The sequence below is a fragment of the Bordetella genomosp. 13 genome (genome assembly GCF_007679965.1).
Lineage (GTDB): Bacteria > Pseudomonadota > Gammaproteobacteria > Burkholderiales > Burkholderiaceae_B > Bordetella.
Map to the genome: position 1 here is coordinate 222,646 of NZ_VEHL01000004.1, position 9,246 is coordinate 231,891.

The window sequence follows — 9,246 nt, forward strand, 5'->3', positions numbered from 1 at the left end:
ATGTCTGAGCCTGTAGGCATCGAGCTGGCGCGGCGTTTCGCGCGCCTGGACGCGGCGGCGCAGCGCACGTTCCTGGAGCGGCTGCGCGCCACCGGGCTGAGCTTCGCGGAACTGCCCATCGTCGGCAGCCCGCGCGACCGGGCCCTGCCGCTGTCGTATGCGCAGCGCGCCCTGTGGCTGACGTGGCAGTTGGATCCTTCCAGCCCGGCCTACAACCTGCCCGGCATCCTGTGGCTGCGCGGGCCGTTGGATCTGCAGGCCCTGCGGACCGCGCTGACGCAACTGGTGCAGCGGCACGAGACCCTGCGCACGCACTTCGCGGCGGGCAATGGCGAGGGTCCGCTGCAGGTGGTGCTGCCGGCCGCACCCGTGGCGCTCGAGCCCGAGCCGATGGCGCTGGCGACCGTGCGCGGGTGGGCGCGGCAGCATGCCGTCAAGCCGTTCGCCCTGGACGCCGAGCCCGCGCTGCGCGTGGCCCTGGCCCGGGTCGACGCGCGGACGCACGCCTTGTGCCTGGTGCTGCATCACATCGTCGCCGATGGCCTGTCCATCCAGGTGCTGATCGACGAACTGGGAGGGCTGTACGAGGACGCCCGCGCGGGCCGCGCTTCGGCGCGCCAGGCGCTGGCGATCCAGTATGCCGACTATGCGGCCTGGCAGCGCACGTGGATGCAGGCCGGCGAGAGCGATCGGCAGTTGTCGTACTGGCGCGACCGGCTGGCCTCGGACGAAGGCACGTTGGCATTGCCGCCGGATCGTCCGCGGGACGCCGCCGCCACGCACGCCGAGGCGCGCGTGGCGCTGGACCTGCCCGCCGGCGTGGCGGCGGACCTCCGCGCGGCGGCCCGCCGCCATGGCGTATCGCTGTACATCTACATGGTCGCGGTGCTGGCGTGGACGCTGTACCGCTGCGGCGGCCAGGCGGACGTGCGCATCGGCACGCCGCTGGCCGGCCGCGATCGCAGCGAGACGCGCGACATGGTCGGCCATCTGGTGAACCTGGTGGTGCTGGCCTTGCGCGTCGATCCCAAGGCCGGCTTCGATGCCTTGCTGGCGGCCACGCGCGACGCGGTGCTGCATGCCCAGGAGAACAAGGACCTGCCGTTCGATGCGCTGGTCGACGCCCTGGCGCCCGCCCGCGCGAGCGGCGCGCATCCGCTGTTCCAGGTGAAGTGCGCGGAATTGCCGCCGCTGCCGCCCGCGCGGCGCCATGGCGATCTGTCGATGGAGCTGGAGGCGCTGTCCGGGGAGCGCGCGCACTTCGACCTGACCTTCGATTTCACCGATCAGGGCGACGAGGTGCGCGGCTACTTCGCGTATGCGTCGGAACTGTTCGAGCCGGCGACGATCCAGGCGCTGCGCGACGTGTATGTGCAGACGCTGGCGCGGGCGATGCGCCGTCCTGCCGAGCCTTTGGGCGCGACCGTGCACGTCGGAGATGCGGCCGGACTGGCGATGGTGGAAGGCGAGGCGTTGGCACCGGCGGCCTCGGAGTCCGCACCCATGCAGGCCGCCATGACGGCTGCCGCTCCCGATGTCGTCGAGGCGTGGCGGACGTGGGCCGAGCGCGCGCCGCGGGCGCTGGCCGTGACCGGCGAGGACGGCGCGCTGACCCAGGACCAGTTGCGGGCCGGCAGCGCGGCGCTGGCGTACGAACTGCGCCGGCACGGCGTGGGCGCCGGGGTGGCGGTGGGCGTGCATGCGCCGCGCTCGGCGGGGATGGTGGCCGCGATGCTGGCCGTGCTGCGCGCGGGCGGGGTGTACGTGCCGCTCGATCCCGCGCTGCCCGCCGCACGGCTGGCCTATCAGGTGCAGGCCAGCGGCGCCCGCCTGGTGCTGTCGGCCGACGATGCCGGCGCCGTGGCCGCCTGGGCGCAGGACGCACGGGTGCTGCCGCTGCCGCGTCCCGCCCAGGTCCCGCAGGCCGAGGCGGCCGCCGGTTTCTCCGACGTCCCGGTGCATCCGGCGCAGCCGGCCTACGTCATCTTCACGTCCGGCTCGACCGGCCAGCCCAAGCCGGTGGTGATCGGCCGCGGCGCGCTGGCCGCGTACGTGGCCGGCGTGCTGGCGCGCATGGACCTGCCCGAGCAGGCGCGCAGCATGGCGATGGCGTCGACCGTGGCCGCGGACCTGGGCCACACCATGCTGTTCGGCGCCCTGTGCGCCGGCCGCGCGCTGCACATGATGCCGACGGACCTGGCGTTCGATCCGGACCGTTTCGCGGCCTACATGCGGCAGCACGAGGTGGACGTGCTGAAGATCGTGCCCAGCCACCTGCAGGCGCTGCTGGCCGCCGCCGATGCCGCGGGCGTGCTGCCGCGCCGCCGCCTGGTGCTGGGCGGCGAGGCCACGGGCTGGCCGCTGCTGGGGCGCGTGGCGCAGCTGCGGCCCGAGCTGCGCGTCATGAATCACTACGGGCCCACCGAGACCACGGTGGGCATCCTGACGCAGGAGGCCGCGCGGGCGCAGCGCGACACGTCCAGCCTGCCGCTGGGCGGGCCGCTGCCGGGCGCCCGGGCCTATGTGCTGGACGCGGACCTGAACCCGCTGCCCGCCGGCTTGCCGGGCGAGCTGTACCTGGGCGGTCCCGGCCTGGCGCAAGGCTATGGCGGCCGGCCCGGCGCCACCGCCGAACGTTTCGTGGCGGATCCGTACGGCACGGGACTGCGCCTGTACCGCACCGGCGACCGCGCGCGCATGCTGGCCGACGGCAGCCTGGCCTTCCTGGGCCGTACCGATGGGCAGGTCAAGGTGCGCGGCTACCGCATCGAACTGGGCGAAGTCGCCGGCAGCCTGCTGGCCGAGCCGGGCGTGGCGCAGGCGCACGCCGTGGTGCGCAACGGTCCGGACGGCCGCGCGCAGTTGCTGGCCTACGTGGTGCCGCACGCGGGCGCCGCGCTGGACGCGCGCGGGCTGCGCGATGCCCTGGCCGCGCGCGTGCCCGACGCCATGGTGCCGTCCGCCATCGTGGTGCTGGCCGCGATGCCGCTGACGCCCAATGGCAAGGTGGATGCGCGCGCCTTGCCCGGCCCCGTGGCCGACGGCGAGAGCGCCGACGACGAGGCCCCGCGCGCCGGCACCGAGGCCATGCTGGCCGCGGTGTGGGGCACGGTGCTGGGACGCGAAGGCATCGGCCGCAACCAGAATTTCTTCGAGCTGGGCGGCGATTCCATCCTGGCGTTGCAGGTGGTCGCGCGCGCCCGCAAGCGGGGCCTGGCCCTGCTGCCCAAGCAGTTGCTGGCCCACCAGACGGTGGCGCGGGTCGCCGCGTTGCTGGACGAGGCGGCCGCGCCCGCCGACTCGCCGTCCGCCGCATCGTCCACGCCGACGCAGGCAGCCGCGCCGCAGGCCGGATCGCCCCAGCCGCCGGCGTGGTCCGAGCCGCGGCATGCGCAGGAACAACACGCCGGCCGGCCTGCCGAGAGCGACGCCGTCGAGCGCATCCAGGCGCTGGGCCTGGACCCGGCCGAGGTGGAGGACGTCTATCCGCTGGCGCCCATGCAGCACGGCCTGCTGCTGCATTCGCTGATGAACCCCGGCTCGGGCATGTACGTGGTGCAGGACCATTACCGGTTCGGCGTGGGCATCGACGTGCCGGCCTTCACGCGCGCCTGGGACGCCGTCGTGGCGTTGCATCCGGCGCTGCGCACCGCCCTGGCCTGGGAGGACGAAGGCGAGCCGCTGCAGATCGTGTACCGAAGCGTTCCCAGCGTCGTCGACTTCCGCGACTGGAGCGGCATCGGCGAGGACGAGGCGCTGCGGCGCCTGGAGGATGAACTGCGCGAAGAACGCGAGCAGGGCATCGACCTGCGCCGCGCCTCGCTGATGCGCGAGCGCCTGGTCAAGCTGTCCGACGGCAGCTTCCATCTGGTGCAGAGCTTCCATCACATCATGATGGACGCCTGGTGCCGCTCGATCATGTTGATCGATTTCTTCGAACACTACGACGCCTACCGCACCGGCCGCACGCCGCGCACCACGCGCAAGCGTCCCTACCGCGATTTCATCGACTGGCTGCGCGGCCAGGACCGGGCGGCGGCGCTGCGCTTCTGGAGCGACGCGCTGCGCGGCATGGATGCCACCACCCCGATCCCGTGGATGCGCGGCCGGAAGGGCGGGCAGCGCGGCGGCGTCGTGTCGGCCGTGCGCGAGGGCGTGCTGCAGTTCGACGAGCAGGAAACCGCGGGATTCCAGCGCGCCGCGCAGCAGTCGCGCGTCACCGTCAACACGCTGTTCCAGGCCGCATGGGCGCTGATCCTGGCGCGCCTGGGCGGCACCGACGAGGTCACCATCGGCGTGACCTCGGCCGGGCGGCCGCTCGAGCTCGAGGGTATCCAGGAAACCATCGGCCTGTTCATCAATTCGATCCCGCTGCGGTTGCGCATGCCGTCCGCGGACACGACCGTGCGGCAATGGCTGGGCGCGCTGCTGGACCGCAATGCCGCGATGCGCGAACACGAGCACCTGTCGCTGGCCGAGATCCAGCAGCTGGCCCCGCTGCCGCCCGGAACGCCCCTGTTCGACAGCCTGTTCGTGTTCGAGAACGCGCCGCTGGACGGCAGCGTGCATCTGAACATCTCGGGCCTGCGCATCGACATCGGCGACAACCATACCCATACCAACTATCCGATGACGGTGATCGTGGTGCCCGGCACGCGGATACTGGTGCGGCTGTCCTATGACGTCGACCGCTTCGACGCGGCCGACGTCGAGCGGCTGCTGGCGCTGCTGCGCCAGGCGCTGGCATGCCTGACCGCCGATCCCGACGCCAGGCTGGGCGACCTGGACCTGGGCGCCTCGGTGCGCGCGGATGCGGTGCTGCGCGGCGAGCCGCTGGATTACGGCGATGGCGACCATGCCAGCCGCTTCGAGGCGTGCGTGCGGCGCCACCCATTGAGGGTGGCCGCGCGCGGCGACGATGGCCAGCTCACCTACGAGCAGTTGAACCGCAATGCCAACCGCGTGGCACACTCGCTGCGCGCCGCCGGCGTGGGCGCCGACACCGTGGTGGGACTGGTGGGCGAGCGCGGCGTGGCGCTGCTGGCGATGATGCTGGGCGTGCTGAAGGCGGGCGGCGCCTTCCTGTCGCTGGATCCCGCGCTGCCGCCGCAGCGGCTGGCGGCGGCGCTGCGCGACAGCGGCGCGCGCGCGCTGGTGATGACGCCCGCCCAGGCGCGGGCGCTGGATGGCGTGGCCGGACAGGCCCGAGACGCCGGGCTGGCGCTGCTGCGCTACGACGAGGTGCTGCGCGCCGGCGCCGATACGGACCTGCGCCTGCCCTCGCATCCGGACCAGGCGGCCTATGTGATCTACACCTCGGGGTCGACGGGGCAGCCCAAGGGCGTGGTCGTGACGTTGCGCGGCATGCTGAACAACCAGCTGAGCAAGCTGCCGTTCCTGGCCTTGTCCGAGACCGACGTCGTGGCGCAGACCGCATCGCCCAGTTTCGACATCTCGGTATGGCAGTTCCTGACGGCCCCGCTGTGCGGCGCGCGCGTCGAGATCTTCGGCGACACGGTGGCGCGCGATCCGGCGGCCCTGGCCCGCGCCGTGCGCGAGCGCGGCGTGACGGTGCTGCAATCCGTGCCGGCCGTCATCGGCGCCATGCTGGCGGCCGAGGCCCCGGATCTGCCGGCGCTGCGCTGGATGCTGCCCACCGGCGAGGCATCCAGCACGCAGCTGGCGCAGGACTGGTTCGGCCGGTACCCGACGGTGCCGCTGGTCAATGCCTATGGTCCCGCCGAATGCGCGGACGACGTGTCGCTGCACCGCATCCAGGCGGACACGCTGGAAGACGCGCCGATGCTGCCCATCGGCAGCCCGGTGCCCAACACGCGGCTGATGGTGCTGGACGCGGCCCTGCAGTGCGTGCCCGCGGGCGTCGTGGGCGAGCTGTACGTGGCGGGCAGCGGCGTGGGGCGCGGCTATGCGGCGCGCCCCGGGTTGAGCGCGGAGCGCTTCTTGGCGGATCCGCATGCCGGCGCGCCCGGCGCCCGCATGTATCGGACCGGCGACCTGGCGCGCGGCCGGGCGGACGGCGTGCTGGAATACGTGGGCCGGCGCGACGACCAGATCAAGATCCGCGGCTACCGCATCGAATTGGGCGAGATCGAGGCGCAGTTGCGCCGCGCGCCCGGCGTGGCGCAGGCGGCGGTGGCGGCCCCAGCGGGCCGGCGCGGCGACCGCCAGCTGGTGGCCTACGTGGTGCCCGAGGGCGGCGCGGCCGCGCTGGCGGCGTGCCAGCAGGCGGCGACGGCGCACCTGCGCGCCGTGCTGCCGGAATACATGGTGCCGCAGCGCTGGGTCGGCCTGGATCAGTTGCCGCGCAACGCCAACGGCAAGCTCGACCGCCGTGCGCTGCCCGAACCGCAACGCGAGTCCGTCGCCGCGCAACCGCCGCGCACGCCCAGCGAGCAGGCGCTGGCGCAGGCCTGGGCCGACGTGCTGGATGTGCCGTCGATCAGCCGCGACGACCACTTCTTCGAACTGGGCGGGCATTCGCTGCTGGCCATCCAGCTGGTGTCGCGGGTGCGCGCGGCCTTGAAGGTCGAGCTGCCGCTGCGCGCCGTGTTCGACCAGCCGGTGCTGTGGCGCATGGCGCAGGCCCTGCAACAGGGCGCGGCGGCGTCGGAGCAGGCGCCGCGACCGGTGGCGCGGCAGGAGCCGCTGCCGGTGGCGCCCGTGCAGCAGCGCCTGTGGCTGGCCGACCGGCTGGCGCCGCGCGAGGCCCTGGCGCAGCGCGCCGCCTACAACATGACCGCCATGCTGGTCTGCGACGGGCAGATGGACCTGGACGCGATGGAGGCGGCGCTGAACGCGGTCGTGGCGCGGCACGAGGCGCTGCGCACGGTGTTCGTGGAGTCAGGTGACGGCGAGGTCGGTGCATCCATCCTGTCCGACGCCACGCTCGCGCTGGAGCGCGTGGACGTGTCCCGTGTGCCCGAAGCGGGGCGGCGCGCCGCCGCCGAAGAGGCTCTGCGGGCGCGCGCCGGGCAGCCTTTCGACCTGGCGTCGGGGCCGCTGGTGCGCGCGGCGATCGCGCCGCTGCGGCAGGACAGCCATCTGCTGTTCCTGTGCGTGCATCACATCGTGTTCGACGGCTGGTCGCAGGCCGTGTTCGTGCGGGACTGGGTGGAAGCGTATCGCGCGCGGCTGGAGCGGCGCGATCCGCATTGGCCCGCGCTGGCCGTCCAGTACCCGGACTACGCGGCCTGGCAATGCGGTCGCGTCCGGTCGCGGCGCGATGCGCTGGCCGGGTTCTGGGCGCGCAAGCTTCAGGATGCCCCGGCCTTGTCGCGGCCGGCGGTGTACGCGGGTGTTTCCGACGCGGATCCGGCCGCGGCCGGTAAGGCGGGCGCCGTGCCAGGCGGAGCGGGGCTCCCCGACGTGGGCCAGATCCGCACCGAGCTGGACGCCGCGGCCACGCGTGGCCTGCGCGAGCTCGGGCAGTCGCACGGCGCCTCGTTGTTCGCGGTGCTGCTGGCCGCCTTCGCACCGGTGCTGCACGGCGCGGCCGAACAGGACGACGTGGTGATCGGCACCGACTCGGCCGGACGCACGCATGCCGAGCTGGAGCCGCTGGTGGGCTTCTTCGTCAACGTGCTGCCGATGCGCCTGCGGCGCGCGCCGGCGCTGCCGTTCGGCGCATGGCTGAAGTCGGTGCATGCCGATCTGCTGGATGCGCTGGACCACGCGGACCTGCCGTTCGACCAGATCGTCGAGGCCGGCCGCGTGCGCCGCCGGCGCGGCCAGGCGCCGCTGGTGCAGGTGCTGTTCGTGATGCAGAACCTGCCCCAGGCGCGCTTCGAGCTGCCCGGACTGAGCGTCGAGGTGGTCGACAGTGCCGCCGAGCGCGGCAAGTTCGACCTGGCGGTGTTCGTCAGCGAGTCGGACGCGGGCCTGCGCGCGGACTGGGTGTACCGCCGCGCGCTTTACTCGCAGGCCGGCATGGAGCGCCTGGCGCAGGCCTGGCAGGCGGGGCTGGGCCGCGTGGCGCAGGATGCCCAGGTCTCGCTGGATGCGCTGGTCTATCGGCCGGCCGCCGCCGCGCGCGGCCAGACTGCGGCGCCGGACGCGTCCGGCCAGGCAACGGCCGACGGCGCGCCCGTCCAGGCCGGGGCCAAACCGTCCGCCAAGCTGGACCAACTGCGCGCCTTGCACGCCGCGCGCAAGGCTCAGGCTGGACCTGCCGCGACGGCGCAGGCGCAGGTCCAGGCGCACGCCGCGCCGCGCGTGGTGCACGATCTGCTGCCCGGGTCGGCACGTTCCTTCCCGCTGGTGGTGCGCGCCGAAGGCATCGGCCTGGACGCCGTGCAGTGGGCCCGCGAGCATCGAGAAGAGATCGAGACGCTGGTGCTGCGCCATGCGGGCCTGCTGCTGCGCGGTTTCCCCCTGCAGACGCCGCGCGACTTCGAGGCCTTCGCCGAGGCCATCGAGCCCGGCCTGTACGGCCAGTACGGCGACCTGCCGAAGAAAGAGGGCGGGCGCAACATCTACCGGTCCACGCCGTACCCCGAACAGGAAATGATCCTGTACCACAACGAGAGCTCGCACCTGGACCGCTGGCCGCGCAAGCAGTGGTTCTTCTGCGAGCTGCCTTCCGTGACGGGCGGCGCCACGCCCATCGTCGATTGCCGGGAGATGCTGCGCATCCTGCCGGCGGCGCTGGTGGACGAGTTCGAGCGCAAGGAGCTGCTGTACGTGCGCACGTTCACGCCGCGCCTGGACGTCGGCTGGCGCGACTTCTACAAGACCGACGACCGGCGCGAGGTCGAGGCTCGGCTGCTGGCCGCGGGCGCGTCGTTCGAGTGGCTGGATGGCGAGACCCTGCAGACCCGCCATCGCTGCGCGGCGGTGATCCGCCATCCGGTCTCGGGCGATCGCGCCTTCTTCAACCAGGTGCAACTGCACCACGTGGCGTGCCTGGATCCGGACGTGCGCACCGACCTGCTGGCCATGGTGGGCGCGCGCCGCATGCCGCGCCAGGTGTACTTCGGCGATGGCTCGCCGATTCCCGACGACACCATGGCCCTGCTGGGCCGGGCCTACGAGGCCTGCGCGGTGCGCTTCGCGTGGCAGCGCGGCGACGTGGTGATGCTGGACAACATGCTGGCCGCCCATGCGCGGGACCCGTATACGGGTCCGCGCAAGATCGTGGTGGCCATGGGTGCGATGTTCGACCGCTCGATGCTGCCGCAGGCCGCGCAGCAGGCGGCGGTCGCGGGCGAATACCAGGAGTAGCGAACC

The 9,246-nt window shown here is 73.3% G+C and carries 1 protein-coding gene; it reads left to right on the plus strand.

The window, feature by feature from the left end:
• Complete coding sequence (locus tag FS845_RS12335) at positions 1–9,240, plus strand: non-ribosomal peptide synthetase (RefSeq protein ID WP_144635198.1); 9,240 nt, start codon at positions 1–3, stop codon at positions 9,238–9,240.
• Positions 9,241–9,246: the final 6 nt, after the last annotated feature.